The organism is Pseudomonas sp. GW822-FHT07A10 (assembly GCF_058798795.1).
The window spans coordinates 415,137-431,114 of sequence record NZ_JBXAKV010000004.1 but is presented as its reverse complement, the minus strand read 5'-3'; the positions used below and the strand labels follow the sequence as shown (position 1 = coordinate 431,114).

Annotated in this window: 12 protein-coding genes, 4 tRNA genes and 1 riboswitch; of the genes, 6 read left to right on the top strand and 10 right to left on the bottom strand. The window is 57.7% G+C overall.

Going from position 1 to position 15,978, the window contains the following annotated elements; all coding sequences use genetic code 11:
- Both AC1RL4_RS10305 and AC1RL4_RS10300 read left to right on the top strand, forming a co-directional pair.
- On the top strand, positions 1-3,497 hold a 3,497-nt coding region (locus tag AC1RL4_RS10305; protein ID WP_493119594.1), incomplete at its 5' end, for a beta strand repeat-containing protein.
- A gap of 183 nt (positions 3,498-3,680) precedes the next feature.
- On the top strand, positions 3,681-5,048 hold the full coding sequence (locus AC1RL4_RS10300; RefSeq protein ID WP_230174720.1) for a lysozyme inhibitor LprI family protein: 1,368 nt from the start codon (positions 3,681-3,683) through the stop codon (positions 5,046-5,048).
- A gap of 70 nt (positions 5,049-5,118) precedes the next feature.
- Here AC1RL4_RS10300 and AC1RL4_RS10295 read toward each other — a convergent pair.
- A tRNA-Arg gene (locus tag AC1RL4_RS10295) sits at positions 5,119-5,195 on the bottom strand.
- 291 nt (positions 5,196-5,486) lie between these two features.
- Here AC1RL4_RS10295 and AC1RL4_RS10290 point away from each other — a divergent pair.
- Both AC1RL4_RS10290 and AC1RL4_RS10285 read left to right on the top strand, forming a co-directional pair.
- Positions 5,487-5,720, top strand: a complete 234-nt coding sequence (locus AC1RL4_RS10290) for a hypothetical protein (RefSeq protein ID WP_007934920.1) — start codon at positions 5,487-5,489, stop codon at positions 5,718-5,720.
- Positions 5,721-5,742: 22 nt separating this feature from the next.
- Complete coding sequence (locus AC1RL4_RS10285) at positions 5,743-5,922, top strand: PA3371 family protein (protein WP_019582893.1); 180 nt, start codon at positions 5,743-5,745, stop codon at positions 5,920-5,922.
- Here the strand turns inward: AC1RL4_RS10285 and phnN are convergent.
- Positions 5,897-6,469 (bottom strand): phosphonate metabolism protein/1,5-bisphosphokinase (PRPP-forming) PhnN, encoded by a 573-nt coding sequence (gene phnN / locus AC1RL4_RS10280; protein WP_019582892.1) that lies wholly within the window; start codon positions 6,467-6,469, stop codon positions 5,897-5,899. The two genes, AC1RL4_RS10285 and phnN, sit on opposite strands and share 26 nt — an antisense overlap.
- 385 nt (positions 6,470-6,854) lie before the next feature.
- On the opposite strand from phnN, the gene AC1RL4_RS10275 reads away from it, so the two are divergent.
- Positions 6,855-7,181: an Arc family DNA-binding protein gene (locus tag AC1RL4_RS10275; RefSeq protein ID WP_003178899.1), complete on the top strand. Its 327-nt coding sequence runs from the start codon at positions 6,855-6,857 to the stop codon at positions 7,179-7,181.
- 104 nt (positions 7,182-7,285) lie between these two features.
- Here AC1RL4_RS10275 and mgtE read toward each other — a convergent pair whose 3' ends face one another.
- Positions 7,286-8,728, bottom strand: a complete 1,443-nt coding sequence (gene mgtE, locus AC1RL4_RS10270; RefSeq protein ID WP_007934913.1) for a magnesium transporter — start codon at positions 8,726-8,728, stop codon at positions 7,286-7,288.
- 321 nt (positions 8,729-9,049) lie between these two features.
- Here mgtE and AC1RL4_RS10265 point away from each other — a divergent pair, with 321 nt between their 5' ends.
- Positions 9,050-9,568 (top strand): cell envelope protein SmpA, encoded by a 519-nt coding sequence (locus AC1RL4_RS10265; RefSeq protein ID WP_230174722.1) that lies wholly within the window; start codon positions 9,050-9,052, stop codon positions 9,566-9,568.
- 19 nt (positions 9,569-9,587) lie between these two features.
- On the opposite strand, the gene AC1RL4_RS10260 is transcribed toward AC1RL4_RS10265, so the two are convergent.
- From AC1RL4_RS10260 to ltaE, 7 genes are all read right to left on the bottom strand, one after another.
- Positions 9,588-9,664, bottom strand: a tRNA-Arg gene (locus AC1RL4_RS10260).
- A 71-nt stretch (positions 9,665-9,735) separates the two neighbouring features.
- Positions 9,736-9,812, bottom strand: a tRNA-Arg gene (locus tag AC1RL4_RS10255).
- Positions 9,813-9,919: 107 nt separating this feature from the next.
- Positions 9,920-10,010 (bottom strand) — tRNA-Ser (locus tag AC1RL4_RS10250).
- Between the two features lie 62 nt (positions 10,011-10,072).
- A complete protein-coding gene (gene csrA, locus AC1RL4_RS10245; RefSeq protein ID WP_002554426.1) occupies positions 10,073-10,261 on the bottom strand; it encodes a carbon storage regulator CsrA in 189 nt (62 codons plus the stop codon).
- A gap of 188 nt (positions 10,262-10,449) precedes the next feature.
- Positions 10,450-11,691: an aspartate kinase gene (locus tag AC1RL4_RS10240; protein WP_007934911.1), complete on the bottom strand. Its 1,242-nt coding sequence runs from the start codon at positions 11,689-11,691 to the stop codon at positions 10,450-10,452.
- A gap of 90 nt (positions 11,692-11,781) precedes the next feature.
- Positions 11,782-14,403, bottom strand: coding sequence for an alanine--tRNA ligase (gene alaS / locus AC1RL4_RS10235; RefSeq protein ID WP_018926383.1), 2,622 nt, complete (start codon positions 14,401-14,403; stop codon positions 11,782-11,784).
- Positions 14,404-14,549: 146 nt separating this feature from the next.
- Entirely contained in the window at positions 14,550-15,554 is a 1,005-nt protein-coding gene (gene ltaE / locus AC1RL4_RS10230; RefSeq protein WP_230174724.1) for a low-specificity L-threonine aldolase, read from the bottom strand.
- 198 nt (positions 15,555-15,752) lie between these two features.
- A riboswitch (FMN riboswitch) is annotated at positions 15,753-15,923 on the top strand.
- The last annotated feature ends 55 nt before the right edge of the window (positions 15,924-15,978 follow it).

Here is a 15,978-nt window from a genome sequence, read left to right as displayed (position 1 = left end):
CCGTGAGCAGTGCCGATGGCACCGCTACTTCGGTCACCGTGCACATCCTCGGCACCAACGATGCGGCGGTGCTGTCCACCGGCATCGCCAACCTCACCGAGACCAATGCCGCCGTCGACATTTCCACCGCCGGCACCCTGACCATCAGCGACGTCGACAGTGCCGCAACCTTCGTCGCACAAACCAACACCGCCGGCACCTATGGCCAGTTCTCCATCGGCACCGGCGGTGCCTGGACGTACGTCGCCAGCTCAGCCCACAACGAGTTCGCCGCCGGCACCACCTACACCGACACCTTCGCCGTGAGCAGCGCCGATGGCACCCTCACTTCGGTCACCGTGCATATCGCCGGCAGCAACGACTCACCGACGATCACTTCCAACGGTGCTGGTGCAACGGCTTCGATCAGCGTGGCGGAGAACACCACGGCGATCACGACGGTAACGGCGACCGATGTTGATCTGCCGGCACAAACGCTGAGCTACAGCATCGTCGGTGGAGTGGATGCCGCGAAATTCTCGATCGTTTCTGGCACAGGCGTGCTGAGCTTTATCTCTGCACCCAACTTTGAAGCGCCGACTGATACGGGAACGAACAACGTTTATGACGTGATTGTGCGGGCATCGGACGGCACGCTGTTCGACGACCAGGCGATTGCGGTAACCGTGACAGGCGTCAACGACAACTCCCCAGTGATCACCTCCAACGGTGGTGGTGCGACGGCTTCGGTCAGCGTGGCGGAGAACACCACGGCGGTCACGACAGTGGCGGCGACCGATGCAGACCTGCCGGCACAAACGCTGAGCTACAGCATCGTCGGTGGAGCGGATGCCGCGAAATTCTCGATCGCTTCAGGCACAGGCGTGCTGAGCTTTATCTCTGCACCCAACTTTGAAGCACCGACTGATTCGGGAACGAACAACGTCTATGACGTGATTGTGCGAGCGTCAGACGGCACGCTGTTTGACGACCAGGCGATTGCGGTAACCGTGACGGGCGTCAACGACAATAGCCCGATTATCACCTCCAACGGTGGTGGTGCGACGGCGTCGGTCAGCGTGGCGGAGAACACCACGGCGGTCACGACAGTGGTGGCGACTGACGCTGATCTACCAGCGCAGACGCTGAGCTACTCGATCCTGAATACAGCCGGGACAGACTTCAACAAATTCTCGATCAGTTCGAGCGGGGTGCTGACGTTCAATTCGGCGCCCGACTACGAGAATCCCCAGGATGTCGGTGGAACCGCCGGCGACAATGCCTATGTTGTGGACGTTCAGGTGGCCGACGGCAATGGCGGAGTCGACACGCAGACCATTACGGTAAACGTGCAGAACGTCGTTGAGACGCCAGTTGATACCGTAGCGCCGACGGTGACTTCCATAACCGCGCTCACAGCGTCAGGGACACCGCTAGGGAACACCGGCAGCGGCACAATAACCATCACGTTCAGTGAAGCTGTGATTAACTTCGATATCAGTGATTTCAGTGTCACCGCAGGCCGCGGAACCCTCAGCAACTTCTCCGGTAGCGGCACTACTTATACAGTGGACTTCACAAGAACCAACAATGGATCTGTAAAAGCCAGCGTTACAAACACCTACACGGACTTGGCTGGCAATACGGGTGTTGCGTTCACCTCTAGCGCGAATCTTCCGGCAGGTGTGGCTGGCGAACCGATCAATCTAGCCCTCAACGCTCCATTGGCCGATATCAGCGGCCCCGTAACGGTGTCCATCAGCGGGGTTCCCTCGGGGTGGGTGTTCAATGCAGGAACCGACAACGGCGACGGCACATGGACCGTGCACACCAACGATCCCGGCGCATTGACCGTGACAACACCAAGCGACTTCGTGGGTGCGTTGGTGCTTGATGTCAACATGAGCTGGAGCAACATCGACGGCAGCACCGCCAGTGCCTACGTATTCAACAACGTCGAAGTCTATGCCCCAGGCGCGCCGATCTTCGCCGTGTCCGCCGATGACAATCTGACCGGTTCGTCTGGTGCCGACACCTTCGTCTTCGCCCAGCCGATCGGCAACAACCAGATCTACAATTTCGATGCCGCAGCGGACAAGATCGACTTGATTGGCTTCACGGGCGTCAACGGCTTTGCAGACTTGAGTATCACTAACGACGCCAACGGCAATGCACTGGTCAGCATCAGCACTGGCCAGACGGTCACTCTCAAAGGTGTCGATGCGGCGGACTTGAGCGAAGCGAACTTCCAGTTCGATGTGGACCCGCTCACCAACAACGCCGGTACCCTCAGCATTGCCGACGGCGCGATCATGCCGTTCGGTGGCAGCATCCATAACAGCGGCACCATCGAGCTCGGCTCCGCCGGCAGCGCAACCAGCCTTGAGGTTCTGTTCCGTGGCGCGACCTTGACCGGTGGCGGCCAGGTGCTGCTATCCGACAACGCGCAAAACGTGATTTTCGGCGGCAGCGCCGACACCGTACTGAATAACGTCGACAACCGCATTTCCGGCGCCGGCCAGTTGGGTGCCGGACAGATGGTGCTGATCAATGCGGGGCTGATCATGGCCAGCGGGCTGAACAGCCTGGTGCTCGACACCGGCACCCACACCATCACCAACAGCGGGGTGCTGGAGTCCACGGGCCCAGGCGGCATGACGGTGGCCAGCACGGTCGAAAACACCGGCCACCTGTGGGCCAATGGTGGCGACCTGCGCCTGCTGGCCGACGTGACCGGCGATGGCAGCGCGACCATCGACGGTAACGCGACCCTGACCTTCTCCGGTGCTGCACACGGGTCCGTCGCCTTCCACGGCGAAGGCGCGGGCACGCTGGTGATCGCCCAGGCCGAAACGGCGGGCTCGCTGTCCGGCATCCTCGGCCTTGAGAGCGATGACATGCTGACGTTCGGCAATCTCGCTTTCGGCGCCAACACCCAGCTCAGCTATAACGCCAGCGCCTCTGGCGCCGGCGGCCTGCTGACAGTGGACGACGGCGTGCATCGGGCCGAGGTGAACCTGCTGGGGCATTACTCGGCGGAAGACTTCCAGGTCACCGACGGCGGCGCGGCCGGCACTCAAGTCAGTTACCACGGAGAATCCAGCGGCACGCTGGTGGGCACCATGCTCGCAGACACGATCAGTGGCGGCGACGGCAACGACATCATCGTAGGCCGTGAAGGCGCAGACACGCTCAGCGGTGGCGCGGGCGCCGACGTGTTTGCCTACTTCAACGTGAATGAAGGCGGCGACCATATCCTCGACTACAACTACGCCGAAGGGGACAAAATCGACCTCTCCGCACTGCTCAAGGCGAACTTTGTCAGCGGCACCAGCCAGGTGTCGGACTTTGTCCAAGTGGTGCAGACCGGCACCGACATCACCGTGAAGGTGGATACCGATGGCGCAAGTAATGGCAAGAACTTCGTCGACGTGGCGGTGCTTGACCACACGGGTACGCCTGGGCCAGATCTGGTGCGCACCTGGTTCGGGGATACGGACCATACACTGACGGCGTGATCGTGGGCGGGAGTTGAGCAGTTGATAATGCTGGAGACCAGGGAAGGTCGAACCATTATCCGGCTACTCAACTCCTTCGCTCACACTGCCCCTGACCATTTGATTCACCGGAGAATGCAACGCGTTAGATGAACCTCTGGGTTGCGTAGTTTAATGTGCACTACCCTGGAAAAGGATTTCATCGTGTACATCAAAGGACGCTACATCGTATCTGCCTGCGCACTGCTGTTTTTCCAGCACGCACTGGCGACCGGAATGGACTGCACAAAAGCGGCAAACGCTGTCGAAAATACAATTTGCGCGAACAAAGGACTGTATGAGCTGGATACGCAAATGGGGTCGGTCTATCGAACGCTGATGAACGCCGCTTCGCCGGCGCAGGTTGAACTGAAGAGATCCCAGCGCCAGTGGTTGAAAGTGCGCAATGAATGCGTCGAAGACGTCGCCTGCCTGGACCAACACTATCGCGAACGCTTGCTGGCATTGCACGTGCAATGGGTCGACGTCGTTGCCTATCAACCCGACGATGTTGATAAACAGGTGATGGAGGATTTGCAACAACGCATCCAGGACCTGAGCAAGGACAATCCGGAATTTGCACTGGAGCGAGCACTCGACTCCATGGCGTTCGACAGCAGCACAACGTCATTCCCTGGCGACTCGGGTGAAGATGAGCAATCGCTCTTTCCCAAGGCAATTCCCCGAGATGTCACGGAGGACGAGTGGAGGGCACTGAAAGCGTCCGACATCGGCGACGCCGCTGAATCCGGGCAGACCTCATACACGCTGATGGATATGGATGGCGACGGACAGCGTGACCTCATCGTTGAAACCTATTCCGGCGGCACCGGGATGTTCAGTTACACGCAAACCTACCGTCGCAGTGAAGGTCGGTTCATCAGCAGGACATCGGGGCCTGCCCATGAATCCGGCCCACTTTTCTATACCAATGAACGCGGCGCCAACCAATCCGTGAACTGGATCAAGGCTCGCGGAAAAATCTACTTAGCCTACCGAAACGGTAGCTACGGCGTTGACCAGGTCTTTCTTCTCAATCCCCTGAAGATCAATAACAAAGTACCTACACTGACCGTTCGCTACGGCTATCAACTGACAGTGCCCCATACACAACATCTGGAGGACGGCACCACCACTTTCGAACTGGAGCCCGCCCTGCAAAAGGCACTTGCGAAGGCCTTGATCAAAGTGAATGCAAATGAAGCCCTGGAGACTGGCCGCCAGAAAGCCCCGATCTGCCCCATCCCCCTTTCAGTACAAGACAGTGATGACTATTACAGCTTCGGGGCGAGTTACTACGCGATCGAACCCGTCGCCGATATGCCGGTGGTCATCGCTAATGAGTGCTTCATCGCAAGACTGATCAATTGGTACGGGAGCTACAGCGACAAGGACGGACTGTTTGCACTACTGACGTTGCGCAAACCGGGATCTGAAGACCAGGAACGCAGTTATTCGGTCAACGGACGTCGACATATCACGCAAGTGAGCACATCGATTGGCAAGGCCGAAGGTGGGGCTGAGAATTTTTAGTCAGTTATCCACCGATGGATAGCCACAAAAAAGCCCCACCAGATCACTCTGCGTGGGGCTTTCAAATATATGGTGTCCCAGGGCAGGTTCGAACTGCCAACCTTCCCCTTAGGAGGGGGATGCTCTATCCAATTGAGCTACTGAGACACAAGTCGCGCGCAAGGAATGCGCGGCGATGGACGGCGTGCATGTTAACGGGCAGGCCCGCTTTTGTCATGTCGTCCGTAGGGCTTTTTAAGTGTAGGCAGACGCCCTGCGGTAGCGTGGCTTTGTTTACCGTGCAAATTGCATCACCGCAAAATGCCATCATTGCAAAATGCAATGCCGGCCCTTGGTGAAAATATCTTAAATCGTTGTTTTTAAAGAATTTAATAGCCGTTAAACTTTTGGCATGCGGGCTGCTTCGACTGTTCTCAAAGAACGAAGGAGATCAGCCCCATGAACAGCGCTCTTTTAGTCGCGAATGCAGTCGCCCTGGCGGTTCTGTTGGGTTTTCAGTTCTTTCCCGAAAACGACGCTGCGATGGTTGCCCAACGCACGCCCCATTACCTGCAGCTGCAAAAAGCGCCTCAATGGGCAGTCACGAGCGATCAACGCAGTTTTGTCAGCCAAGAGGTGAGCCAGGAGAGTCTTCAACCGCGCACGCAGTCTTTTGAACGCTTGGTATTTTGAACCACCCCATCGGGAGCACAGCATGTCCAAATCAGCCGCAGGGTTTCTCATCCTCGCTCTACTGAGTGGCATCTTTCATCTGTCATTAGTCCAGGACACGATCGTCACCCTGCCCCTGATTGCCTGCGGCGTGTTCAGTGCGCTGTTCGTGCTGGCGCTGATCGCCGGGCGCAAGATCAAGTTCGATCCGGTTCTGCGCTGACGCTCAGCAACTCCAGAAGACCGGCAACGGTGACCGTAAGGTCGCCGGAGTTATCGAGTCGACGGATCTGCGTATCACCGATTGTATCGTCAGCCGTGAACAGCGCATTGCGGCGCAGTCTCGCTTCAATTTCTGCCGGGCTTTCACGCCCCCGCCGTAGCAGGCGCTCTCGCAGAACGTCATCCTTGACCGTCAACAGCACCGGCAACAACGTGGGATAGCGCTGTTGCGCTTCTGTCAGGTGGCCGCGCGAAGCATTGATCAGCACATCGCGCCCGTCCTTGAGCCACTGGTCTATACGCACAGGAATACCGTAATCCAGCCCATTGGCCTGCCACGAAAGCGCGAAATCCCCTTTGTTTCTGCGTCGCTCGAACTCTTCGCGGGACACCTCAATGGCGTCTTCGCCGACGGACTCAGCCGAGCGCGTAATAACCCGCCGCACGACTTCACAATTGCGTACCCGCAATGGCCCGCGAGCGGCTTCGATGAGGCTGTCCTTGCCGGATCCCGAAGGCCCCATTAAATAAATCAGCCTGCCATCCATCCTGAAATCATCCCATACCGTCCGTCTGCCCTAGTAAATCGGCCATTTGCCACTATCCTGTTAAGGTAAGGAACAAGGATCGAATCCGCATAGCATGCACCTTCAGGCGTCTTCGGGCATCACCTGTCGGGCAAGAGGACGCGGTCAGCGATACGGACTCATGGAATGTTTTCAAACCAGTCCGCATTTCTGATAATAGGTGCTGGCATTAAGCCTTTACCCAGATCAATATTTGTCACAGAATTGACGCCAATGATCTGGCTAATTTGAGGCATGATGCGCGCCTCTATCAATTCAGGTTGAACATTTGGCCGGAGTGCTTGTCCTATCTGACATCCTGCGGCCTATCCCGAGAACCGCTCCCCTGAACTAACCGGTTAAATATATGCGCCCATTGAAACAGGCAATTTATTCCAGCCGTACGGCTGACAAGTTCGTCGTACGTCTGCCAGACGGAATGCGTGAACGCATTGCCGAGGTGGCTCGCAATCATCATCGCAGCATGAATTCCGAGATCATCGCGCGCCTTGAGCAGAGTCTTATTCAGGAAGGCGCGTTGGGCGAAGAATTGAGCATGCGCCTGGACAGCCCCGAGCTGTCATTGCACGAACGCGAACTGCTGCAACGCTTCCGCCAACTCTCCCACCGCCAGCAAAACGCTCTGGTTTCGCTGATCGCCCATGACGCCGAAATGGCTGCAGACGCTTCCTGATTCATCCCGAAAGTTCAAGCCAGCGTAATTGCTGGCTTTTTTTTGCCTGAAATTCGGCCCCAAAAAAAACCCGCCGATTGGGCGGGTTCTTTTGAGGCAGAACGTCAGAGCAGAAAAATCGTCGCCAGCCCGAGGAAGATGAAAAAGCCACCACTGTCGGTCATGGCAGTGATCATCACACTGGCCCCCATTGCCGGGTCGCGCCCAAGCCGCGCCAGGGTCATCGGAATCAACACACCCATCAATGCCGCAAGCAACAGGTTAAGCGTCATGGCGGCGGTCATCACCACGCCCAGGGACCAACTGCCATAAAGCAGGTAGGACACCACACCAATCACCCCACCCCAGACCAGGCCATTGATCAAGGCAACCGCCAACTCCTTGCGCATCAGGCGCGACGTATTACCGGTACTGACCTGATCCAGCGCCATGGCCCGAACGATCATGGTGATCGTCTGGTTACCCGAGTTGCCGCCGATACCCGCCACGATCGGCATCAATGCCGCGAGCGCTACCAGCTTCTCGATAGAGCCCTCGAACAGGCCGATCACCCGTGATGCAACGAACGCGGTGATCAGGTTTATCGCCAGCCAGGCCCAACGGTTGCGCAGGGACTTCCAGACTGACGCAAAAATATCTTCTTCTTCGCGCAGACCCGCCATGTTGAGAACTTCGTTTTCGCTCTCTTCACGAATCAGGTCGACCATTTCATCGATGGTCAGACGACCGATCAGCTTGCCGTTCTTGTCGACCACCGGGGCCGAGATCAAGTCGTAACGCTCGAACGCCTGAGCGGCCTCGTAGGCGTCTTCGTCCGGATGAAAACTCACCGGATCGCTGGCCATTACTTCCGAGACCTGTTTATCCGGGTCGTTGACCAAAAGGCGCTTGATCGGCAACACGCCCTTGAGCACGCCGTCGTAATCGACCACGAACAGTTTGTCGGTATGGCTTGGCAATTCTTTGAGACGACGCAGGTAACGCAACACCACTTCAAGGCTGACATCCTCACGGATGGTCACCATCTCGAAGTCCATCAGCGCACCGACCTGCTCCTCGTCATAGGACAACGCGGAGCGGACGCGCTCACGCTGTTGAGCATCGAGGGTTTCCATCAGCTCGTGGACGACGTCTCGCGGCAGCTCGGAGGCCAGGTCAGCAAGTTCGTCGGCATCCATGTCCTTGGCCGCTGCCAAGAGCTCGTGATCGTCCATGTCGGCGATCAGGGTTTCACGAACCGAATCGGATACTTCGAGCAGAATGTCGCCGTCGCGGTCGGCCTTGACCAATTGCCAGACGGTCAGACGATCGTCCAGTGGCAAGGCTTCAAGGATGTAGGCAACGTCGGCGGAGTGCAGATCATCGAGCTTGCGTTGCAACTCGACGAGGTTTTGCCGGTGAACCAGGTTCTCGACCCGGTCGTGATGCGGACCTTCCTGGCGATGAGTCAGGTCTTCGACCACCCGCTGGCGCTGCAGCAGCTCAACGACTTGAGCAAGGCGGTCCTGCAAGCTTTCCTGCGTTTTCTTTACTTCAACTTCAGACATAGGCGAACTCCACTCCCAGCAGCGGGGCACGCCGGAAGGATCAATCAGTCAATTCATGATTGTAAAAACGGGGTACTGAGTAACTACTGGGTAAGTCCATGGAGGTATTCCACAAGCCCCGGCGGGGCTGACGGGCGCAATGATAACACCGCCTGACGGTTTTAAACGTGAAAAAATCGCGGCTGAAACAAGCGCTTGCGAGACAAACCTGAGCGCTGTCCTGATCCATGGAACTGCGACGACTCATCCTGAAAAGAAAACACACCCTAGTCGAAAAATGCAGCGGCTACTCTTGATAAGGACCGTCAAGGAGGACGTCGAATGCCATGGAATGCTGATTATCTTTTACTTGCCGCCCTGCTCTGCCTGCCGTCCTGGGCGTTTGCTACGACCATCCACCGGTGTGAAGCCCCTGACGGACGCATCACCTTCACGACCTTGAGCTGTACGACCGGAGAAAGCCTTTCGCTTCAGGAAGTACGCACGTTTTTGCCTGGCAGCACGACAGCCCTGATACCAGAAGCCGAGGTTCGCGAAACATCAAGTATGAAAAAACCAAGGAGAGAGCCGACGGTCGTTGGTCAGTCCGAGGACAAATGTGGAAATCAGCTCAGCGCAAAGGAACGCCGCATCGCGATCATCAATCAGAGAGTGGTTGCCGGCATGAGTCAGCAGGACGTCGAAAGCGCTCTCGGCAAGCCAGACAAAATCAGCACTCGCAATTCAGCCATGAGCTACCGCTACGACAACAAGCGAGGGCACAGTGCTCACATCGAGTTCGATGAGAAAGGTTGTACCAAAGGAAAAGCCAAATCGCAGACGGCAAAAAGCCCGCGTTAAACGCGGGCTTTTTGGTGTTTGGTGCACTCGACAGGATTCGAACCTGTGACCGCTCGGTTCGTAGCCGAGTACTCTATCCAGCTGAGCTACGAGTGCATTTGTGTTTTTATACCAGATCACAACTGGTTGAAGCCAAGTTACTCACATTACTGCAAACAACTCTTAAATGGTGCACTCGACAGGATTCGAACCTGTGACCGCTCGGTTCGTAGCCGAGTACTCTATCCAGCTGAGCTACGAGTGCATTTGTTGCCGCGCATTATAGGCCGTCAAATCTTTTTGTAAAGCACTTTTTCTAGTAATTTCAACAACTTACCGAAGAAGCCAGATTACAACGTACTAAACAAATAATGGCGGAGAACGGGGGATTCGAACCCCCGACACCCTTTTGAGGTGTACTCCCTTAGCAGGGGAGCGCCTTCGGCCACTCGGCCAGCTCTCCGCAACACGGGGCGTATATTAACCAGCTTTATCCCCGTTTGCAAACATAAAAAACGATAAAAATTAATGGCTTGGTTCTTCGTCCTTCTCTTTCTTGATACGCAGGTAAATTTCCTCACGGTGCACAGCCACCTCTTTCGGGGCGTTGACACCAATACGCACTTGATTTCCTTTAACGCCGAGCACGGTCACGGTGATTTCGCCATCACCAATAATCAGGCTTTCTGCGCACCGACGAGTCAGAATCAGCATACCTTTCTCCTCACGCATTTCATTTCAGGGACAACAGTCTGCAAAAAAAAGGCATTCGACCTACAACCGAAAAGGTCGCAGCCCTACATGCCTGAGTATTGACTAGCGCGAGCAAAAGAACAGTTTTGGTACGCACCATTCAAAAAAGCGAAGGGCGCGGTCAGACCGCGCCCTTCGGGGGAAACGCATTACTCGCCCTGTCGGGCCGGCGCGTCCAGTTCAAAAGCTGTGTGCAGGGCGCGCACAGCCAGTTCCAGGTACTTCTCTTCGATCACCACGGACACCTTGATTTCCGAAGTCGAGATCATCTGGATGTTGATGCTTTCTTTCGCCAGGGATTCGAACATGCGGCTGGCCACGCCTGCGTGGGAGCGCATGCCGACGCCAACGATCGAGACCTTGGCAATCTTGGTGTCGCCAACGACTTCACGGGCACCGATCTCGCGAGCGGTGTTTTCCAGCACCGATTGCGCCGCCTGGTAGTCGTTGCGGTGTACGGTGAAGGTGAAGTCGGTGGTGTTATCGTGCGCAACGTTCTGCACGATCATGTCGACTTCGATGTTCGCGGCACTGATCGGGCCGAGAATCTTGAACGCCACGCCCGGGGTGTCTGGCACGCCACGGATGGTCAGCTTGGCTTCATCGCGGTTGAAAGCGATGCCGGAAATGATCGGCTGTTCCATGGTTTCCTCTTCATCAATAGTAATGAGGGTGCCCGGACCCTCCTTGAAGCTGTGCAGTACGCGCAGCGGAACGTTGTACTTGCCGGCGAACTCGACCGCACGGATCTGCAACACCTTGGAACCGAGGCTGGCCATTTCCAGCATCTCTTCGAAGGTGATCTTGTCCAGACGCTGAGCCACGGACACCACACGCGGGTCGGTGGTGTAGACGCCGTCGACGTCGGTGTAGATCTGGCATTCGTCAGCCTTCAGGGCTGCCGCCAGTGCCACGCCAGTGGTGTCGGAACCACCACGACCGAGCGTGGTGATATTGCCGTGCTCGTCGACGCCCTGGAAACCGGCGACAACCACCACACGACCGGCCTTCAGGTCACCGCGAATCTTCTGGTCATCAATCTGCAAGATACGCGCTTTATTGTGCGCGCTATCCGTCAGAATCCGTACCTGGTTGCCGGTGTACGACACCGCTGGCACGCCACGCTTGATCAGCGCCATGGCCAACAGTGCAATCGTCACCTGCTCACCGGTGGAAACGATCACATCCAGTTCACGCGGAACCGGTTGGCCGTCGCCACTGATTTGCTTGGCCAGATCGATCAGACGGTTGGTTTCGCCGCTCATTGCAGACAGCACAACCACCAGGTCATCGCCCGCATCGCGGAATTTCTTAACCTTGTCGGCGACCTGCTCGATTCTCTCGACAGTGCCGACTGAGGTGCCTCCAAATTTCTGTACGATCAAAGCCATTTCAAAGCCGCCTCTGCCCATGAAGGGCGCCCAATAATCACTCAAACAGCGTTCTGGCCCGCCACTAGACCGCGGGCCAGGCACACTGCCTTATAAACCCTGCTCTACAAATGGAACAGTCAGGGCCAATGCGGCATCCAGTGCGCCAGCGTCAGTACCACCGCCCTGCGCCATGTCTGGACGACCACCGCCCTTCCCGCCCACTGCCGCAGCAGCCTGCTTCATCAAATCACCGGCTTTGAGTTGGCCAGTCAGGTCTTTGGTCACGCCTGCAACCAGAACGACCTTTTCCTCATGGACACTGCCGAGCAGGATCACTGCGCGGCCGAGTTTGTTTTTCAGTTGATCGACCAGCGCCAGCAGCGCCTTGCCATCCTGACCGTCCAGACGCACGGCCAGCACTTTCACGCCTTTGACGTCCAGGGCAGAAGCCGACAGATCGTCGCCCGCCGCGCTGGCCGCCTTGGCCTGCAACTGCTCGAGTTGCTTCTCCAGCAGACGGTTGCGCTCCAGCACAGCCGACAGCTTGTCGATCAGGTTATCGCGGCTGCCCTTGACCAGGTTGGCCGCTTCCTTGAGTTGTTCTTCTGCAGCATTCAAGTAGGCCAGTGCCGCGGCACCGGTGACTGCCTCGATACGACGCACACCCGAAGCCACACCGCCTTCGCTGATGATTTTCAGCAGACCGATGTCGCCAGTACGGGTGGCGTGAATACCGCCGCACAGCTCAACGGAGAAATCGCCCATGCTCAGCACACGTACGCTGTCGCCGTACTTCTCGCCGAACAGCGCCATGGCGCCTTTCTGCTTGGCGGTTTCGATGTCGGTTTCTTCGGTTTCAACTTCGGAGTTCTTGCGAATCTCGGCGTTGACGATGTCTTCCAGCGCCTTCAACTGCTCAGGCTTGATCGCTTCGAAGTGGCTGAAGTCAAAGCGTAGACGCTGACTGTCGACCAACGAGCCTTTCTGCTGAACGTGCTCGCCCAGCACCTGACGCAATGCGGCGTGCAACAAGTGAGTTGCCGAGTGGTTCAGCGACGTCGCATGGCGCACTTCGGCATCGACATGAGTCTCCACCGGAGCACCTACGATCAGGCTGCCCGAATCCAGCACACCGTGGTGCAGGAACGCACCGCCGGTCTTGGTGGTGTCGCGCACGTCGAAACGCGCAGCGCCAGCCTGAAGGAAGCCGCAATCACCAATCTGACCACCGGACTCGGCATAGAACGGCGTCTGGTCGAGAACGACCACGCCCTCTTCGCCTTCGCTCAGTACGTCAACCGATTGCCCTTCTTTATAGAGAGCAACGATTTTGGCAGAACCGCTGTGAGCGGTGTAACCGGTGAACTCGGTGGCCACATCAACCTTGACCAGGCTGTTGTAGTCCATGCCGAAGGAGCTGGCGGAGCGGGCACGCACGCGCTGGGCTTCCATTTCGCGCTCGAAGCCTGCTTCGTCGATGGTCAGGCTGCGCTCACGGGCGATGTCGCCGGTCAGGTCCATCGGGAAACCGTAGGTGTCGTAAAGCTTGAACACCACGTCGCCCGGCACCACGTCGCCTTTGAGTTCGGCCAGATCCTGCTCGAGGATCTTCAGGCCCTGCTCCAGAGTCTTGGCGAATTGTTCTTCTTCGGCCTTCAGCACGCGCTCGATGTGCGCCTGCTGGGATTTCAGCTCAGGGAATGCTTCGCCCATCTCGGCGACCAGGGCCGCAACGATCTGGTAGAAGAAGCTGCCCTTGGCGCCCAGTTTGTTGCCGTGACGGCAAGCGCGACGAATGATCCGGCGCAGTACATAACCGCGACCTTCGTTGGACGGCAGCACGCCGTCGGCAATCAGGAAGCCGCAGGAACGGATGTGGTCAGCCACGACTTTCAGGGAAGCCTGATTGTCATTGGTGCAACCGATGGCCTTGGCCGATGCGCTCAGCAGGCTCTGGAACAGGTCGATTTCATAGTTCGAGTGAACGTGCTGCAGCACGGCACTGATCCGCTCAAGACCCATGCCGGTGTCCACCGACGGGGCTGGCAACGGGTGCAACACGCCATCGGCGGTGCGGTTGAACTGCATGAAAACGTTGTTCCAGATTTCGATGTAACGGTCGCCGTCTTCTTCCGGCGAGCCCGGTGGGCCACCCCAGATGTCGGCGCCGTGATCGTAGAAGATCTCGGTGCAAGGACCGCACGGGCCGGTATCGCCCATGGTCCAGAAGTTGTCGGACGCGTACGGCGCGCCCTTGTTGTCGCCGATGCGAACCATGCGCTCGGCCGGTACACCGACTTCTTTGGTCCAGATGTCGTAGGCCTCGTCATCGCTGGCGTAGACGGTCACCCAGAGCTTTTCTTTCGGCAGGTTCAGCCATTTGTCGGAGGTCAGGAACGTCCAGGCAAAGGTAATGGCGTCACGCTTGAAATAATCACCGAAGCTGAAGTTACCCAGCATTTCGAAGAAGGTGTGGTGACGGGCGGTATAACCGACGTTTTCCAGGTCGTTGTGCTTGCCGCCGGCACGCACGCATTTCTGGCTGCTGACGGCGCGGGTGTACGCGCGCTTTTCCTGGCCCAGGAAGCAGTCCTTGAACTGGTTCATCCCCGCGTTAGTGAACAGCAGGGTTGGGTCGTTGCCCGGAATCAAAGAGCTGGAGGCTACACGGGTGTGGCCTTGCTCTTCGAAGAAGCGAAGGAAGGCTTCACGGATTTCTGCGCTTTTCATTAGGTTCTTCCACGGAGGCTGCGGCCAAAGGCCTGTGCGAAACGTCAACAGACGAAGCGACGGCAAAGGGCCGCATTATATCGGCCCTGCGCGCGGGGTACAGCGTGTTTATACGATAGAAACGGTCAATTGGACCGCTAACGCGATCAGATGCGGGAAAACTCGACGAATGTAGCGACGACCTGCTCGATTTGCGCACGACTGACGTCCATGTGCGTGACCATTCGCAGACGAGCGGCAGCGCTGAGCTTGACCCCGCGTGTCGCGGCGAAGGCCTTGATCGCTTCGGCCTTGTCGCCCATTTTCACGTAAACCATGTTGGTCTGCACCGGCTCGACCTCATACCCCGCCGCTCGCAGGCCTTCAGCCAGCCATTGTGCGTTGGCATGGTCGTCGGCCAGGCGCTGAACATTATTATCCAGCGCATACAGCCCCGCCGCCGCAAGAATCCCGGCCTGGCGCATGCCGCCGCCGACCATCTTGCGCAAACGCCGAGCCTTGGCGATCAACTCGACCGAGCCGCACAGCACCGAACCGACCGGCGCACCCAGGCCTTTGGACAAACAGACCGACACCGAATCGAAATGCTGAGTGATCTCCCGGGCATCGACACCCAGCTTGACCGCCGCGTTATAGAGCCGCGCGCCATCCAGATGCAGCGCCAGGCCATGCTCACGCGTGAAGCGGCGAGCCTGGGCCAGATACTCCAGCGGCAGCACCTTGCCCTGCATGGTGTTTTCCAGCGCCAGCAAACGGGTGCGGGCGAAGTGGAAGTCGTCCGGCTTGATCGCGGCGGCGACTTGCGTCAGGTCCAGCGAGCCATCGGCTTGCACTTCCAGCGGCTGCGGCTGGATCGAACCGAGTACCGCCGCGCCACCACCTTCGTACTTATAGGTGTGGGCCTGCTGACCGACAATGTACTCGTCACCGCGCTCGCAGTGGGCCATCAAGCCCAGCAGGTTGCTCATGGTGCCCGTTGGAACAAACAACGCCGCGGCAAAACCCAGTCGTGTTGCCAGCTCGGCTTCCAGACGATTGACCGTCGGATCTTCGCCATAAACGTCGTCACCGGTGGCGGCATTGGCCATCGCGTCGAGCATCCCTGCGGTTGGTTGGGTGACGGTGTCGCTGCGAAGATCGATAACGCTCATGAATCTGGCCTCGGTAAACAGGGGAAAAATCCGTTTCGGAAAGGAATTACTGCGGTCATGCCGACAATTAATCAAGCCTTGAACGAGGAAAAGACGCTGTATGCCTTCGGAAAACCCGATAGCAATCATCAGAAAGCAGCCATGCACGCCCCATAAATATGTGTTAAAAACGCTTCGCCGCCAAACAATCTGGCGGCAAAACGTTCTCAGGGCGGGGTGTAACTCCCCACCGGCGGTAATTGCGCGCAATGCGTATAGCCCGCGAGCGCTTGGCGACAGGCACGGCAATGGCTGTGATGGCGGCAAGGTCAGCAGACCCGGTGTGATTCCGGGGCCGACGGTCATAGTCCGGATGAAGAGAGAACGGGATTGACGCCGCCCAGGTTCCATACCAAAGCGCCGTCCGTAGACACGTGTGCCTGCG

What these genes read in the sequence shown, in the direction of transcription:
- alaS (WP_018926383.1), bottom strand. Translation starts at nt 14,403, where the DNA reads ATGAAAAGCGCAGAAATCCGTGAAGCCTTCCTTCGCTTCTTCGAAGAG.
- AC1RL4_RS10265 (WP_230174722.1), top strand. Translation starts at nt 9,050, where the DNA reads ATGCCATGGAATGCTGATTATCTTTTACTTGCCGCCCTGCTCTGCCTG.
- phnN (WP_019582892.1), bottom strand. Translation starts at nt 6,469, where the DNA reads ATGGATGGCAGGCTGATTTATTTAATGGGGCCTTCGGGATCCGGCAAG.
- AC1RL4_RS10240 (WP_007934911.1), bottom strand. Translation starts at nt 11,691, where the DNA reads ATGGCTTTGATCGTACAGAAATTTGGAGGCACCTCAGTCGGCACTGTC.
- csrA (WP_002554426.1), bottom strand. Translation starts at nt 10,261, where the DNA reads ATGCTGATTCTGACTCGTCGGTGCGCAGAAAGCCTGATTATTGGTGAT.
- mgtE (WP_007934913.1), bottom strand. Translation starts at nt 8,728, where the DNA reads ATGTCTGAAGTTGAAGTAAAGAAAACGCAGGAAAGCTTGCAGGACCGC.
- AC1RL4_RS10290 (WP_007934920.1), top strand. Translation starts at nt 5,487, where the DNA reads ATGAACAGCGCTCTTTTAGTCGCGAATGCAGTCGCCCTGGCGGTTCTG.
- ltaE (WP_230174724.1), bottom strand. Translation starts at nt 15,554, where the DNA reads ATGAGCGTTATCGATCTTCGCAGCGACACCGTCACCCAACCAACCGCA.
- AC1RL4_RS10285 (WP_019582893.1), top strand. Translation starts at nt 5,743, where the DNA reads ATGTCCAAATCAGCCGCAGGGTTTCTCATCCTCGCTCTACTGAGTGGC.
- AC1RL4_RS10275 (WP_003178899.1), top strand. Translation starts at nt 6,855, where the DNA reads ATGCGCCCATTGAAACAGGCAATTTATTCCAGCCGTACGGCTGACAAG.